The organism is Chrysosporum bergii ANA360D (genome assembly GCF_029891735.1).
In the GTDB taxonomy this organism is placed as follows: domain Bacteria; phylum Cyanobacteriota; class Cyanobacteriia; order Cyanobacteriales; family Nostocaceae; genus Umezakia; species Umezakia bergii.
In genome coordinates this window covers 1-16172 of the sequence record NZ_JANQDH010000024.1, presented here as the reverse complement: position 1 = coordinate 16172, position 16172 = coordinate 1, and the positions used below count along the sequence as shown (strand labels likewise).

Here is a 16172-nt window from a genome sequence, read left to right as displayed (position 1 = left end):
AGTTGTGAGAATTACAAGTTACGGTTTTTTATTACTTTTTTCTTCAGGTGCAGGGATAATAGGCACGCCATTGGTGAGATTGAGTATACCCGCCACCACAATTTTGTCCCCGGCTTTGAGTCCTTCTAAAATTTGATAATCCTTGCCTTGAATGGCTCCCAATTTTACGGGCTGTTGTAGAGCTACTAAGTTGGGCATTCCTGGTTTTGCTTCTGGTGACTCTTGGGCTACAAAAACAAAAGTTTGTCCACCCAGGCGAGATATTGCTTGAGTAGGAATTAAGACTCCTGGACTTTCATCCCAGATAACTCTGGCTTGGACGTTGAGGCGATTGAGTATTTGCTTTTTGGTGTTGGTAAAGGTGGCTTTGGCTAATATATTTTGAGTATTTTGATTGATGTTTGGTGAAATAAAAGTTACTTCACCTGTGGCAGCAGGTTGGCCTTCAGCATCTAGGATTTTTACGGGTAATCTTAGACGCAACCTTTCAGCTTCGTTGAAGGGAACGGCTAAATTTAATTCTAAGGTGTCATTTTCAGTAACTGTGGTGAGTTGGTCTCCTTTACTGACAAAATCTCCTACTTTGACAGGTATGTCACCTATAATACCAGTGATAGGGGCAACAATTTTAGTGTATTGCTGTTGGACTTCTGCTAACTGCACTTGGGCTGCTGCTTCCCTAACTTGAGAACGGGCTTGAGCAATTTCTTCTGGGCGGAAACCGTTCTCTAGTTGTTTCAGATTTTGCTTTTCTAGTTCTACAGCCGCTGCTAGTTCATCAATATCAGATTTTCTGCTTTTGGCGAGTTGGTCTAGCCGTTTTTGGGCTTCTTCTAGTCTGGCTGCGCCCCTTCTTTTTTCTGTGAGAAACTGTTCTAGTTCGTCTTGGGAAACGACACCTTCTTCTCTTAATTTTTGGTATCTATTAGCTCTTGACTCTGCTAGTTCTAAATCTGATTTTGCTACCTTAATTTGAGCTTCTGCTTGAGCGATTTCTTCCGGACGCGCTCCCCCCTGGGCATTTTTCAGGCGAGTTTGGGCTTGAGCTAGTCTAGCTTTGGCTTGAGCAATTTCTTCTGGACGTGTACCTGCTTTCAGTTCTGCTAGTCTGGCTTGGGTGCGGTCTAATGATGCTTTTGCTTGTCTTAACTGGGCTTGGGTGTTGTCACTTTCCAGGCGGATTATAACTTGCCCCTTCCGGATGCGATCGCCTTCTTTGAATAAAATTTCACTGATGCGTCCGTCAATTTCTGGCTTGAGTGTTACTGAACCGCGAGCCTCTAAAAAGCCGCTAATTACTGAACTATGTTGTATAGTTGCCGTTTCTACCGTGGCTAATTTAACAGGAATTGCCATCGGTAAACCGGCGGCTGCTGTACCTTCTGGAGGTGCATTACCACTAAAGCTATTTTGCCCCCAGCGCCAACCAAAGCCCCCGGCCATTAAGAGAATTATGCCCCAAATCAATGGCCAACGTGGTTTTTGACGGGGTTTTAATGTTTGTTCTTGTTGTTCAATCTGATGGTAATCAGGAGGTGAAACTTCAGACTCAGGCAATTCAGAATTAAGCATTTTTCTGTTCTTATTTTGTGGACTTGAGATATTTAGTTAATCTACTTTTGATGGCAAAGCTAGATATAGCGGTTTTCGCTGCTTAGTGAAGTAAATCATTAGCAAGCAGGATGCTTGTGTTACAAGATTTTATGGGCTTGTTTGAGCAGGTTGTTTGCGATCTGTGAAATCCACTAATCTGCTTTCTTGCTTGCATTATATACACCTGGGGTAAATTTTTGTATAAATAATAAGCATTTGATAGTAATACCATAAAAATTTGCAAGATTATGCAACCAATTAAAATTCAATGCCAGATAATTTTCGTAAGCTGTTACCCATTTAATTTGTATAACGGTAGCGGGCAATATGCCTGCACTACTTTTATTGAGAAAATACATATTATTTATTGGCTTTAGCTGCGTAATAGCTTGGTGACAGGTAATTTAATTACACAAACTAGATAAAAATTGTTCAGCCGACTCCTGCCATGAAAATGGTTTATACTGCTTTTTGATGTATTCAACCAAATCATTATAGTAAATATCTGAATCAAGTAGCTTTTTTAAAGATTCATACAGTTCAGTTGGTTCATTAGGATCAAAATACACACAAAAATCACCTCCTATTTCAGGTAAAGATCCACCAGTGCTAGCAACCACAGGTTTAAAATATTGGAGTGCTTCTACCACAGGTAGTCCAAATCCTTCGTAGAAAGAAGCTTGAACTAAACAGTAACAGTTTTTATACAGAACTTTGAGTTGAGCATCGGTAACTGAGCCTAGTATGTGTATTAACTTGCCGTACATTTGATGAGATTCTATGATTGCATCAGTCTCTGGATGCCAACCTCTATTACCTGCAAATAGTAAATGTATATCTTCATAATTTGAATTGATTAATAAATCAAATGCTTCCATAATAGCTTTGATGTTTTTGTGAGGGACTAAACTTCCCACCACCAAAATATAACGTTTAGTTAGTAATTTATGTAAGTTAGTATCAAAACTAGTATTGTCTAAGTTAACTAGATCATCATGATTGTAATAGTCACACCCTAACCGAAAGCTTTTGACTATTACATTGGGGTTATTAATAGATAGAATTCCTTGTTTTTTGGCATTTTTATAATCTTTTGCACTATTTTGAGATATGCACAAAACTAGATCAAACAAATTAGAATATTCCTTATAAAAACTTGTAAAAGCCTTAGTAAAACTGTGAGAAGAGAAGTGAGGAAACTTTATTGGTATAATGTCATAACATATAATTGCTAGAGTAACTTCACTTTGTTTTAGATTCTGTAAAAATCTGTAATATGTTTTAGGTAAGTCCCAATTAGCATCAGCTATAACATAAATATCCTCTGGTTTGATTTGATATTTTTCAAAATAAATACCCTGATTTTTTGGATCATTATGCAGAGATGCAATCAAATCTGATATTTCTAAACTTAGCTTTTTTAGTTTATTTATGATTTTAGAAATCAGTATTTGAAACTTGCTGTTCACTTTATTGAGATAAAAAGAGAATTTACTTTTATTCACATGACCATGATTCGATGGATTCAGGCTAGTTACTCGGCGTATGCGTCGGCCGTCAAACATGACCAATAAGATTTCTATATCTGTTCTACTGGAATTTAATTTCAATAATTCAGATGTTAGTTCACGAACCACTCGATGGATACCAGTATTTTTATATGTATATTTGGCGGTGTGAGTGCAATCTATAAATATTCTCATTTGCAAACCTAGTCAAAATTTATTTTAATTTCTTTGTGCAAGTCAAATTCTCCCTTTATATTCTCCAAAAAAACATAAATTACTTCAATGCGTGAATTTCCATTTCGTAACATAACCCATTAACTCGCTTGATGTCAACAATGTTGACCTCCCTAAATCCACAATTCAATAGGATTTTACACAACGACTCGGAAGTATACATATTAAAATGATGATTGCCTCCATAATCTTGACAACCATAAGTTACTTTTCTCAGATTCTCCCATGGAAAATGTCCGTTTGCATAATCAATCATCATGGATTTAGCATCGGGGCAAATAATCACCATTTTTCCACTATTTTTCAGCAGACTGTACCAATAAGGCAAGATGTGATTAGTAACCTCATACTCTGTGAAATGCTCAATGACATGAGAATTGTATATTTCCGCAACTGTTCCTTGTTCAAATGGCAAATTGCTAATATTGGCAATAACATCAACCCCTGGTAGTTCTCTTTGATCTACGTTTATGTAGTCTGGTATAATCACCTGTCCACAACCGAGATTAAGGTGTAAATCATGTAAATTTGCCTTCACTTTTTCTTTGGAAATGATTATCGGTGCTTGACCTTGGTGAAATTTTAACCGATAGGCAAACTCACTTCTACTCGTTTCACATTCAGGAATCATTAGATTTTTTGTTTCATATACAAGCCGCTTCAATTCAACTATTTCAGATAATTGATTGTTCATTTCTTGTTTGACATCTTCCACACTTTTCTGAATTGCGCCTAAGATATTTTCCACATCCATTTGACTATCAATCATAGTTTCTTTAACAGTGTTTTTTCTTAGATTAATTAACTCATTCGCTAATGCCTTGTTACTAGAAATAAGAGCATTATTCATATAAGTTTGTCTTTGCATAGACTCATACAAAACAGAATTAATAAATTTTACAATCTTCGGAACTATCAAACGATTTATGATCGAGTTAAGCCACCCCCAACTAATAATTTGAGGTTGGGTTAAACTCCAATCTGGACGCATATTCAAGTAATCAGATTGCCGTAAAAGTGATTTTTCAGCTTGATGGTTGGTAATTTCAACATTGCTTTTCAAATTGCTTTCCGTTGACAAAAGATGATTTGAAAATATTTCCCTGATTTGGGGACTAATGGTCTGCATGGGAGTCTTAGCATTCACTAAAGATTGGTAAACATTCACGCTAGCTTTAGCCATGTTTCTAGCGGAAAGAACTTCTACTCTTTGTTTTGCCCCTTTAGCCAACTGATCCCTAAGATGGTCATCATGGACGATATTCAAAATTTTTTGTGCTAATTCTTGGTAATTGTCAGGTTCAAAGAGAAGACCACACTCCCCTTCTAAGACTACCTCTGGTATCGCTCCTACCCTTGCGGCTATCACAGGTTTACCATGAACCATCGCTTCTAATGGCACCAGTCCAAAAGACTCATAGCGGGAGGGAAATACAAGAAAATCACAGTTAGCATAAAGTAACTGTAGCTTTTCTTCGGAAACCATACCCAAAAATTGTACACGACTGTATATATCACTACGTAGTATTCTACCTGCCTTTTCTTTCCAGCCTTCAATGTCACTACCAGCAATCCAAACAGATATGGAAGGTTCTTTCGGCATTACCAGTTTTAAGGCATTAATGAATACATCAATACCTTTTCTAGATTCTAAGCGTCCAACAAACAGAATTTGTATAGCTCCCCGTTTTAAATCTTTAGGTAGTTCGCCATAATTAGTAATGTTGGTGTATGCTGGCCAAGGCTGTACTCCCAACGGCTGAACAAGCCAGCGATGGTCAGGAGTTAAGTTATAACTTGATACAACAGTGTCTTGAATATTCTTACTAATAGCAATCACCTGATCAGCACAACGAATTAACTCTTGTTCCATTTGCATACACCGTTTTAAGTCCTCATTCATCCGCCATCCATTCATTTGGATAGCAATAGCCAGTGGAGTTACCAAACGGACTATTAGTGGTACTTTAAGTTCAGGGCGGAGCATCACTACACCAATTCCTTCAAAATCCCAAAGAGCAGATTCAACAACACTGATGGGATGTTGACAATGAATTTGTTGGACTATCTGTGCTACTTTTTCTGCCCAAGCAATATTTTTTGAGAGCATGGGTGATTCTGGAATGTAATGGTAATTTTCTACAAAACCAACTTGGATTTGTGTCAGTGGTCCAATGACATCAGTACAGTCTCTCGGTCCACGGCTAATCACAGTCACCTCATGCCCCATTTGCATTAATTCTCGGGCCAATGTCTGATTATATGCTCCAATTCCCCCAAAAGAATGGGGAGGAAATTCTTGGGAAATAATCAAAATATGTAGCTGCTGTTTAGTTCGTTCAGAATGATTGTTTTGCATATAAGGCAGAAAAGGAGAATTTATATCACTTAAATTTTTTCCCAGTCTTCGAGGAAAACAAGAGTCATAGTAACCACGTAAAGCACCTATAATTGTGCGAAAAGAATAGGCGATTGCTGCCTGTAGCTGTAAATCATCATGCCACCACGCCTTGATAAAATTTAAGCAACGCTCTTGTAGTAGATGTTGATTTATTTTCCATATTCTTGTAAGCCAATAACTATTCTTATCCGCATTTTTTATCCCGAAATAAACAGTGTTTTTAGCTATTACTTGCCAATTAAAATTATATTTTCCTTGCCTGTTGTGGCTTTGTGCAAATTCATGCCTAATATAAGCTTGATTGGCATTAGCTATTACACCCCCTACTTGTTGTAATCTTACCGCCAGATCGCTTTCATCAAGATAATATTCATATTGTTCGTCAAAACCATTAACAGCAATTAAAGCGTCTTTACGAAAAGAACAGTTAGTGCCTAATAAATGGCGATAATATTTACCATTATTTTTTTGGCTTTCATGGGCAGCAACTTCTACATGATTACCAAAACTATCAATGATTCCCAACTCAAATTGAAATTTAAACTGGTTAGCCAAAAATGTTCTGCCACCTATACCTACCACATTCCTGGGGAGTTCACGATAACGTTTAACAATTTCAAACAACCAATTATCATAAGGTAGAGCATCATCATCTATGAAAGCTACTATATCTCCCGAAGCATATCTGATACCCAAGTTTCGGGATACTGAAAGGTTACGTAGAGGATTTTGCACCACTTTAATGTTATCTCTCAATGTAAGTATTTCTTGAGTGTTGTCTGTTGACGGACCATTAACTACTATGACTTCAAAATGCCGATAGTCTTGATCATAGAGATAATCTAAACATCTTTTTAGGTAGTCGCTGCGATCGCAAGTGCAAATAACTACAGAAACCAGCAATGTATCTTTCTGCCCATCCTCATGTGTAATTTCGTCTATGATTGCATACAAATGCTGGCGTACAGCATCAGGACTGAAGCGATGAGCTTGTTTAATTCCATGATCAACTAGCTCATTTTTGAGAGAATGAGCAGTAAATACTGAATGAATGCGTCTAACAGCAGTTTCTACATCCAGGCTTTCAAGAGCGCCAACTCCACCACCCATAGTGTATGATACTGCTGTTCCTGCATATGCAACTACTGGTACTTGATTATTGAACGCTTCTACTATCGGTACACAGAATCCTTCATGTTCACTCATGCAGATAAATAAATCTGCTGCTTGATAGTAAGCAGGTAGGTCTTCATCTTCCACTTTACCAACAAGAGTAACTTGTGTGTTCAGCCCTAAACGCTCTATTTTAGACCGAAGCTGCTGGTAGTAAACATCATCTTCAAAATATCTCCCCACTAAATATAAATGATTTTTCTGATCAGGATATAATTTAATATAACGAGCCAAAATATCTATTAGTAGGTCTTGTCTTTTATTAGGTGTTATCCTTCCCACAAATAACCACACATGATCAAGACCAAACCGTAAATTATTTACTGAATTTACAGATACCTCTGTAGAAAATTTCGGAACTATTATCGGTAGTTCTTTAACTACTGTTGCTCCTAAATCTTTAGCTTCTTGACAGTTAAAAGGTGAATCTCCTAAAATTAAATTATATTTACCCACAATGTTTTGCAACTGCTCTCTACCCTGTTTGCAAAATTCATATAATGCTGACTTGGGATCAAAAAAACTATGTGGCGTGATATTATGATAAATCATAATTTTATAACCACGCAAATTAGTGATTTCATCTGCTATTTCCGAGTAACCACAAAAGTGATGTAATATGACAGTATCCTCATCGATGCAGAATTCAGCAAAATTTAAACGATACTTATCAACTCTATGATCTGCAAATTTCGAGAAAATTTGTGACTTTTCACCTTTATTAATAAGCATTTGATGAATATGGATTACTTGATTTGATACGGCATCACCATAATCCAAAGCATCTAAAATTTGTACATATCTCAAAGCCATTCTCTTACCCCCAAAAAATAAAGTTTTTGTATAAGTCAATTCTCAACCTGGGAACAGCACAAATTGATCAGTTATAGTTTTTAAATTTCATTTATAGCATTTCTTAAATCCGTGAGATACAAATGTAAATGCTCGTCTTGTAGTGGGTTAATCCTGCTCGCTGCTTAATACATCTTGCCCCATAAGGATGTACCTCACGTGGGCAAAATTGGCTATAATGAGTTTAAGTAGCAATCTACAGCCTCTGCGGCATTGCCCAAAAAACGTATTTGCCCTTGATCTAACCAAACTGCGCGAATGCATGATTTTCTAATAAACTTCAAATCATGAGATACTACTAAAACCGTGGCATTATGATCCCAAAATTTCCCAATTCTTTGCTCACACTTGTTTTTAAAACTCTCATCTCCAACTGACAATACCTCATCTAATATCAAAATATCAGGCTGTACGTCCGTGGCAATGGCAAACCCGAGCCTTGCCACCATACCAGAAGAAAGTCCTTTAACAGGAACCAACGCATATTCCTGTAATTCTGCAAATTCCAAAATTGACTGGGTTCTCCCTCTCATTTCATTTCTAGAAAAACCCAACATTACCCCGTATAACATAATATTGTCTATCACGGAAATTTCTGGATCAAAACCTGCTCCTAATTCAATCAAAGGAGCAATTTTACCACGTAACCTCACGCTTCCAGTAGTTGGCTTAAGAATCCCAGAGATTATTTTTAAAAGTGTTGATTTACCAGATCCGTTTGCTCCGATAACACCTAGTTTTTCGCCTTTTTCAACTACTAAATCAATTGTGTCAAGTACTAACTTCTTTGGTGGTTGGCGATATTTGCCTTCCATAAAAGATAACAAAGTTTTCTTGAGGTCATAAGAAAACTCTTCTTGAGTGCGTCGCCAGAGGGTTACTTGATCTAGACGAATTACTTCCATTTACAGCAAATCCATAAATTTATCTCGCCACAACCGAAAACTAGCCCATCCTATGGTGAGGATAATCATACCACTAAGCAAAGCACCCCAAAATAAATTTAAATCTGGCATTGTCCCTGATAATGAAATCTGACGCAAACTTTCAATAATTGGAGATAAAGGATTTAAAGATAAAAAAGGTTTGACTGTCTTGGGCACAATAGCCGCAGGATAAAATATAGGACTGCTAATCCACAAGACGAATACAACTAACTCATAAAAATAAGGTAAATCTCTAAAAAACACATACAAGGCACTAACTAAAAAACCAATTCCTGTACAAACCAAAACTAGAGCTAACATTGGTAGCACCAGAGCTAGGACATTTACTAAACTCTGAGAATTAATAAAAGTCATAACTGCCAGTAAGGGTAACACACCAATGGCAAACTGAAATACATTGGCCGCAATCATTGATACTGGAAAAATGCTGATTGGTAATTCAATTTTATTTAAAAGCGATCCATTTGCCACTATACTACTCAACGCTTGCATTGTGGAAGCTGAGAAAAAATTAATTACTACCAGTCCGGTAAACGCGGCCAACATATAATTAGATATGGAATCCTCGTAATAAGAAGCAAAGGCAGCCCCAAAAATCGCAGTATATAAAGCTGTCATAATCAATGGATTAAACAGCGACCAATATACACCTAAAACAGATCCCCGGTAGCGTACTTTGAGGTTCCGCGATACCAAGACGTGCAATAATTCCCAGTAGCGTTGCACTTGTAAGAAATTGGAATTATCCTTATGTGAGAGTGTCATCCTCAAAAACCACTACACAGCAAAAGCAACTTACTCGCACATTGTATACTATTCCAGAATAATTTGCTCATGATCCTGCAATTTCAGAAATATTTGAGCAAAAAACCCACAGATTAGACCTGGGCGGTGAGATGATTCTATGTAAGTCTTTGAGGCAAAACTTGAGGGCATAAACGAGGAATACGGAAACACACATTAACAGCGAGTTTTCGTTTAACTTAAACCATCAGGATCACCACCTAAAGCTCGCAAGCCCTCCGCCAGTCGTTCTGCGCGTTGCTGTTCTTGTTGGGCTAATTCTGCTATTTGTGTGGGGATAAGTAACTTAGCCCCGGTATCCAAGCGATAAAACCGTAACAGTTCCCCCTCTACATCTAGCCGCAGTTGTAAAGGTTGAGATATTCCATTGGTGACGCGTTGATAAATTTCATCTTGTCAACGATATCCCTGTAATTTGCCGTTGACCCATTCTCCTTTGGGGTCGAATAACCAGTATTCTACAATACCTAGTTGTTCGTACATCGTAACAGCGATATTCAATGTTTGTGTCTAGTAAATTGATCGTGGTAGTCATAGCTGTTACCTAATTCAGCCAAGTGTGTGGGTGGTAGACTGGTTTCCTTAACTTTCTGATTTTTAATTGATGGCTCAGTTTTAACTATTGCATGATTTTTTTTGAGTTAGCATTAATAGTTAGTGTTGGATGTCGGACTTGGGTCTGTTGACCATAAAACGAGACGCAAGCCCCTGGCTTCAGACATGGGGATCAGTCGATAGCGACTTTAGTCCCATTAAAGCGATTGATTGGCTTTAGCCACAGTGGTATAATGGACAAGGCGAGTAAGAATAACCATCTACGTGATGATTCATCCTAGTACGGAGAAATCCCGGCAACGGACATATCCAATTTGATGGGAATCGTTAAAGGGCAAATAATGGCAGGATGTTGAGCGTACCTAACTGGTATAGCGATGGGCTCGGAAAACCAAAAAATAAAAGTAAGCGCAATAGCAATACCTTTGGTACTGTTAATTGTTTCGAGCGTCTAGGGTGTTTTTGCCAGCACCATTGAAGATCAGTTTGTGGACTCCTCAAGAATCCCCCGGCTAAAGCCTGGGGGAGTGTCAAGATTATCCTGGAAATCTATAACCGAAGAGACACCGATTCAGCTAAACTGAGATTTGGTTTATTGCATTGTGACTAAGTATGGAAATAGGACAAAAGGTTAAAGTTTTTCGTCTGCGCGATCGCGTGTCGGGCGCTATTGCCAAAAAACTTGGACAAATAGGCATTATTCAGGAGTACAAGGTTACCGATGGTCGGGGAATTGGTGTGGTGGTACTCTTTGATGATAATTCTTCCACTTGGTTTTTTGAAGATGAAATAAAACCAGTGTAATAGATCAAACCCCACAGTGCTAAGTTAGAGTTGAACAGATTGGCGCTAATTGAGAATCAACCAATGTCCCTGATATTGACATTTTTGGGCAAGGGCGGTGTAGATCGGACTAAAATTGCCATCGCCGCAGCCAAGTTATTGGCAAGCCAAGGCAAGCGTGTACTTCTAGCAGGGTTAGCAGAACCAGTTTTACCCATGTTACTGGATCAGCCCCTGACTTCTGACCCCCAGGAAATTGCTCCTAATTTGCAGGCTATACAATTTCAATCTTCTGTGTTGCTAGAACGCATCTGGGAAGAAGCGAAAAAACTGGAGGAGCAATACCTCCGCACGCCTATTTTCAAAGATGTTTATGGTCAAGAACTGGTAGTATTACCAGGGATGGACAGCGCTCTGGCCTTGAATGCTATCCGCGAATATGATGCCAGTGGCAAATATGACGCGATCATCTATGATGGCACTGGTGATTCTTTTACTTTGCGAATGTTGGGGATGCCGGAATCTCTTAGTTGGTATGTGCGGCGATTTCAGCAATTATTCATCAACTCTGATTTGGGCAAAACTATTGCGGAATCGCCTTTAATTCAGCCGCTAATTACCAGCTTTTTTAATGTCAACTGGACAGCAGATAACTTCGCTCTACCCACCAACCAAGTTAATAATTTTTTGGACAAGGGGAAAGCAGCCCTGGCAGATCCTCAACGCATTGCCGCTTTTTTGGTGAGTACACCAGACCCCCTACAAGTAGCAACTTCTCGTTATTTATGGGGTAGCGCTCAACAAATTGGTTTAACCGTTGGTGGTGTGATTTTGGTATCCCCTGATCCAAATGTCAACTTGAGAGAAGAATTTACACCTCTTCCTGTGAGTGTGGTTCCTGAGTCTCCCAGGGGAGAATGGCAAGCTTTGACGGATGCTCTACCCAATTTTGTAGAACAAGCAATACAAGCTCCTAAACCAATTGAAATTGACATCCACAACCGTCAGGTACGCTTATTTTTACCTGGATTTGATAAAAAGCAGGTCAAACTTACCCAATATGGACCAGAAGTTACAGTAGAAGCAGGAGACCATCGGCGTAATCTCTTCCTACCTCCGGCACTAACTGGTAGACAGGTTACTGGAGCCAAATTTCAAAATAACTATTTGATAATTTCTTTTTAAGAATTGTGTACTGGGGATGGGGTAGTGGTAAAAACAATTTTTTTCCCATTTCCTATCCCTTATTCTTCACTACTCATTCCTAACTAAGTCTGATGTCAGAATCAACCCCTATTAAACCTAATTCCCAACCAGCAGAAGCCATGGCTTCAGTTCCAGCCGAGGAAATTACAGCAGGTGCAGATCGCAGCGCTAAAACTCGGCAGTTACTAGGCATGAAAGGCGCAGCACCAGGGGAAAAATCTATCTGGAAAATCCGCTTGCAATTGATGAAGCCCATTACCTGGATTCCTTTGATTTGGGGGGTAGTTTGTGGTGCGGCTTCTTCGGGTAATTATACCTGGACTTGGGAAAATGTTTTGCAGTCGGCAACTTGTATGTTGCTTTCTGGTCCTTTACTGGCAGGTTATACCCAAACTTTAAATGAATACTATGACCGGGAAATTGATGCGGTCAATGAACCTTATCGCCCAATTCCTTCTGGTGCTATACCCTTACCGCAAGTAATTACACAAATTTGGGTATTATTAATCTCAGGAAATGCTCTGGCTTTTATACTAGATGTCTGGGCAGGTAATGAGTTTCCCACTATCACAACTATAGCTGTACTCGGTTCGTTTATTGCCTACATTTACTCTGCTCCGCCATTAAAGCTGAAACAAAACGGTTGGTTAGGAGGTTATGCCCTTGGTGCCAGCTATATGGCTTTTCCCTGGTGTACTGGTCATGCTTTGTTTGGCGAACTCAATTGGAAAGTAGTTGTGATTACTGTGGTGTACAGCTTGGCTGGTTTGGGTATTGCCATTGTTAATGATTTTAAAAGTGTTGAAGGCGATCGCCAATTCGGATTAAAATCACTACCTGTGATGTTTGGTGTCACCACAGCTGCTTGGGTGTGTGCCATTATGATTGATCTATTTCAAGCAGTGATTGCAGTTTATCTCATCACTATTCACGAAAACTTATATGCAGCTATTTTGCTGTTATTAATCATCCCACAAATAACTTTTCAGGATATGTATTTCCTGCGTGACCCCCTGAAAAATGATGTAAAATACCAAGCCAGCGCCCAACCATTTTTGGTGTTGGGGATGCTGGTGGCTGGTATAGGGATGGGTCATGCTGGTATTTAACTAGACGGTCATTGGTCATTGGGAAGAGTGTAAGCTGTTCAGTTTTGACCAATACAATGGGATTAGAAGCTCGTCCTTCTAGGACAACTTTTTTTGGTTTCTATAGCCTGCCATTTTTGATATACCAACAGGGGGCATCCGCACGACTTTAAGCAGGCGAGGCGTGACTTTGACATACTCACCAGAAGGTCGGTGAGTATGTCAATTTTGATTTTATTTTTATCTCTGTAGTCAGAAGTAAAGAATGAGGAGTTAGGAGTTAAGATACTTCTGACTCTCAGTTTTGATCAGGACTTACCGTGTTAGAATTAGTAGGCTTTTTGATTCGTGGGATGCAAACATTATTAGTCCCCTTTTGCTTTGTCACTGCTTGGACTGTAATTGTTCTCTGTGGTTGGAGTCTGTGGGCTGCAGCTCGAGACACTGTGACCACAGCCAAACAAATGCACCAAATTCCCTGTGCTAATTGCCAGTTTTTTACGGACAATTACCGTTTAAAATGTACCGTACACCCATCTACTGCCAACACAGAAGAAGCTATTGATTGTTCTGACTACCAACCAAAGACCAATCCTATGCTTTATTAGAAGGGGAGTAAAAAAAACATGGCTTTTACTCGTTAAATTTTTAAACTTTCAATAAACGGTGTAAATACTGGCACTAACTCCCCACGACTGACAACAAAAGTGGGGAAAGAGCGATCGCTATAATCTGTCGCTGATAATAAGGGAAATGGTTGATCTTGAAGAGATATCCAACTACCACCAGCTGCCTGAACAATCACCCAAGCCCCCGCTATGTCCCAAACTTTAGGTGTAGCTTCAATGCCACCTAACGCTGCTCCTGCCGCAACTGCCAGAAAATTATAGCTAGCCACACCTAACATCCGAATTTTACAGGGAAAGCCTGTTTGAATCAGTGAAGTGCTACGGGAACAGAGGTTAAAAAAGTGATTTTTGCTAGGAGAATCACCACTGCTGTGGATGGGGTGGTGGTTAAGAAATGCTCCTGGAGGTGTTGTCAAACCTGATGAACCAGGCCAGAAACCGTGAAAACATTGATTTAGGGGTGGTAAGTAAACATAACCAAATACAGGCGAGCCTTTATACAGCAAACCCAGAGAAATTGACCAAATGGGAATACCCCTAGTAAAGTTAGTGGTACCATCTAAAGGATCTATGACCCAGCACCACTCTGTACCCGGAAAAACCTTGTTGCTTTCTTCGCTTAAAATGCCATGATCGGGAAAATGAGCAGCGATGGACTGACAAATTTCCTGATCTGCCCATTTATCGGCTTGGGTAACTAAACTACCGTCAGCTTTTTGGGAAGCCTGCACTCGCCCAAAGTCTTGCATAAGTTGCTTTCCCACTGCGGTAGTGGTAGTTTGGGCAAAGTGGAGAATTGTTGTCCAAAAATCATTCATGAGTTAATTCAACAAAGGCGTTCCTGAGCCAATAAAATCAAGTCAATCAATAATATTAGTCTAAATCACTTTGTAAAACAGAGGCGATCGCCTGTGTGGCGCTGGTTTGAAATTCTCTGACATTGACTCGGTTGAGGAACCAAATGGAGATTACCATACCCACAGCTTCTAGAAAGAACACCATTCCATAAGCTAGCTCTAAACTAGGTAGAAAATTACGACCAACATCTAAAATCGTACCACCTATAACTACAGCGATTCCCCTAGAGACAGACTGAGCTAATCCCCAAGCCCCAATAAAAGTACCTGCGGCTTCAGCAGCGGTGAGGTCTAACATTAAACTAACAGCTGCGGTAGTTAAGAAACCAGTAGCCAAACCAAACAACAACAAACTGAACTTAAGAAAAGCTGGATTAGCTGTAAATCCTGATAGACCCAGCAAAATTGCACAGATTGCCACTAATACACAGCCTAGGCGTGCGGTTCTGCGTTTACCCAAACGGGGTACAATGAAGAAACCAGTCACACCGTAGGCTATCAAGATACCCATGCCGTAAAAAATATTCAATCTGGTGCTTTCTGCCAAAGGCATATTAAACACCTGACCTGCATAGGGTTCTAAAACCGGGTCTTGCATAAATAAGCTGATGGTCATTACCAGCAAAAATGTAAAAAATAAACCTGTTTGCCGACTAGCCGTCAAAATTTTCCAAGCCCTACCCACACCAACGCTATCTTCTCGATTCTCTGTAGTGGAACGGCTGGAATATTGGGAATATTTTTTTTCTACCCCTAACGTAGCAATAATTGCCAGACCAAACACAATAGCCGGAACAATGAAAAACAATCTGTTGACTGCTGCTTGCAAATTTTCTATAGTTCCTTCTGGAGTTAACTGTTTAAGCAAACTAGAACTAATTACTGCTCCCACAATAATCCCCACCATCAGCATTGACCAGACAACCCCGACGATTTGAGAACGGTTATTTTCTTGGGATATGTCAACTAATAAAGCAGCAAAAGCAGTGCTACTAGCACAGATTGCTAAACCATATATGGCAAAGACCAAAGATAGTAATACCATCCACCCGATGGTTTGGTTTGTCCATACCCAGCCATTGTTGCTGTTAGCTGCTAAATTTAATTGCCACAGTATTTGTATTGCTAAAAACGAAGCCATGGTAAATACTGCTGCTCCCGCCCAAACGTAAGCTGTACGATGATAACCCCAGATGGGTTTTAGGTCTGACATTTGACCAAACCAAATCCGGGCGGGTGAAACAAAAGCAGGTAGTGCTAGCACCAGGGACACCAATGTGGCTGGAATTGCTATTTCTTGAATCATGACTCTGTTCAGGACTCCCAGAATCAAGATAGACATCATACTCAGTCCCATTTGAAACAAACCCAACCGAAACATAGTGATGAGGTTGACTTGTTTTAACGTGAGTTCGACGGAACTAAAAAATGGCAGGAGGTAGAGCAGGCAAATCTTTTGGGTAAATATCAATGGAAGGTTTTTTGGGCAAATAGGTGTAAGCGGCTAAACCAGCCATCAAGTTAACCAAAAAGTTAAATGGA

12 protein-coding genes and 1 pseudogene are annotated in these 16172 nt (G+C 39.5%); 4 read left to right on the top strand and 9 right to left on the bottom strand.

Annotated features, from left to right (window positions below):
* Nucleotides 1-18: 18 nt before the first annotated feature.
* From NWP17_RS03655 to NWP17_RS03630, 6 genes are all read right to left on the bottom strand, one after another.
* Nucleotides 19-1572, bottom strand: a complete 1554-nt coding sequence (locus tag NWP17_RS03655; protein ID WP_280653554.1) for an efflux RND transporter periplasmic adaptor subunit — start codon at nt 1570-1572, stop codon at nt 19-21.
* Between the two features lie 425 nt (nt 1573-1997).
* Nucleotides 1998-3296 (bottom strand): glycosyltransferase family 4 protein, encoded by a 1299-nt coding sequence (locus NWP17_RS03650; RefSeq protein ID WP_280653553.1) that lies wholly within the window; start codon nt 3294-3296, stop codon nt 1998-2000.
* Nucleotides 3297-3375: 79 nt separating this feature from the next.
* Nucleotides 3376-7761: a glycosyltransferase gene (locus NWP17_RS03645; protein ID WP_280653552.1), complete on the bottom strand. Its 4386-nt coding sequence runs from the start codon at nt 7759-7761 to the stop codon at nt 3376-3378.
* A gap of 173 nt (nt 7762-7934) precedes the next feature.
* Entirely contained in the window at nt 7935-8666 is a 732-nt protein-coding gene (locus NWP17_RS03640; protein ID WP_280653551.1) for an ABC transporter ATP-binding protein, read from the bottom strand.
* On the bottom strand, nt 8667-9473 hold the full coding sequence (locus NWP17_RS03635) for an ABC transporter permease (protein ID WP_280653550.1): 807 nt from the start codon (nt 9471-9473) through the stop codon (nt 8667-8669). It lies immediately after the preceding gene.
* A gap of 213 nt (nt 9474-9686) precedes the next feature.
* Nucleotides 9687-9815 (bottom strand): hypothetical protein, encoded by a 129-nt coding sequence (locus NWP17_RS03630; protein WP_280653549.1) that lies wholly within the window; start codon nt 9813-9815, stop codon nt 9687-9689.
* An 864-nt stretch (nt 9816-10679) separates the two neighbouring features.
* Here NWP17_RS03630 and petP point away from each other — a divergent pair.
* The 4 genes from petP (at nt 10680) to NWP17_RS03610 (ending at nt 13752) form a co-directional block, all read left to right on the top strand.
* On the top strand, nt 10680-10871 hold the full coding sequence (gene petP / locus NWP17_RS03625; protein WP_280653548.1) for a cytochrome b6f subunit PetP: 192 nt from the start codon (nt 10680-10682) through the stop codon (nt 10869-10871).
* A gap of 63 nt (nt 10872-10934) precedes the next feature.
* On the top strand, nt 10935-12035 hold the full coding sequence (locus tag NWP17_RS03620) for a Get3/ArsA fold putative tail anchor-mediating ATPase NosAFP (RefSeq protein ID WP_280653547.1): 1101 nt from the start codon (nt 10935-10937) through the stop codon (nt 12033-12035).
* A 92-nt stretch (nt 12036-12127) separates the two neighbouring features.
* Entirely contained in the window at nt 12128-13165 is a 1038-nt protein-coding gene (gene chlG, locus NWP17_RS03615; RefSeq protein ID WP_280653546.1) for a chlorophyll synthase ChlG, read from the top strand.
* A 299-nt stretch (nt 13166-13464) separates the two neighbouring features.
* Nucleotides 13465-13752, top strand: a complete 288-nt coding sequence (locus NWP17_RS03610; protein ID WP_280653545.1) for a hypothetical protein — start codon at nt 13465-13467, stop codon at nt 13750-13752.
* A gap of 32 nt (nt 13753-13784) precedes the next feature.
* Here NWP17_RS03610 and NWP17_RS03605 read toward each other — a convergent pair whose 3' ends face one another.
* The 3 genes and pseudogenes from NWP17_RS03605 to NWP17_RS17565 all read right to left on the bottom strand — a co-directional run.
* Nucleotides 13785-14591: an inositol monophosphatase family protein gene (locus tag NWP17_RS03605; RefSeq protein WP_280653544.1), complete on the bottom strand. Its 807-nt coding sequence runs from the start codon at nt 14589-14591 to the stop codon at nt 13785-13787.
* 55 nt (nt 14592-14646) lie between these two features.
* On the bottom strand, nt 14647-15987 hold the full coding sequence (locus NWP17_RS03600) for a BCD family MFS transporter (RefSeq protein WP_280653589.1): 1341 nt from the start codon (nt 15985-15987) through the stop codon (nt 14647-14649).
* A gap of 64 nt (nt 15988-16051) precedes the next feature.
* Nucleotides 16052-16172, bottom strand: a pseudogene (locus NWP17_RS17565) (IS982 family transposase); the annotation flags it as partial.